General features: G+C 48.9%; 1 protein-coding gene. It reads left to right on the forward strand.

Going from position 1 to position 458, the window contains the following annotated elements:
- The coding region (locus J9892_RS20455; RefSeq protein ID WP_210538800.1) for a transposase at window positions 1–458 on the forward strand (458 nt) is incomplete at both ends.

The raw sequence follows: 458 nt of genomic DNA on the forward strand, positions 1-458 counted from the left end.
TGGATGTGAGTTCGGGAAAGTATAAATATCGACTCATAAGACGTTGGTTTGCAGAGGAAAAACGGTTCTGTATATGGATGACCAATCTTCCGCGTGAGCGATGGCCAGCCGAGAAGGTGATGGCATTGTATCGTTGCCGTTGGCAGATCGAACTGTTGTTCAAAGAGCTGAAATCACATAACCGGTTGAAGGCGTTCGCGACACGACAAAAAGCGATAGCGGAAGGCTTGATCTGGGCTAGTTTGCTGGCCTTGCTGGTCAAACGTCGGCTGGCGCTGACGCTGATTGGCAGCGCGGAGTTATCGATGCTGAAGATTGCCAAAAACAGCGCGCTTTGGTTAATGCCGATATTGGCGAGCATCATCCATGGTGCGTGGCAGGAAATAACAGAGAAGTTGGAGTGGGCAATGGTGTATTTATCCAAAAACGGCAAAAAGAGTAGGCAGAGAAAATCCAAG

It is taken from the genome of Aeromonas sp. Prich7-2, from assembly GCF_017939255.1.
Lineage (GTDB): Bacteria > Pseudomonadota > Gammaproteobacteria > Enterobacterales > Aeromonadaceae > Aeromonas > Aeromonas caviae.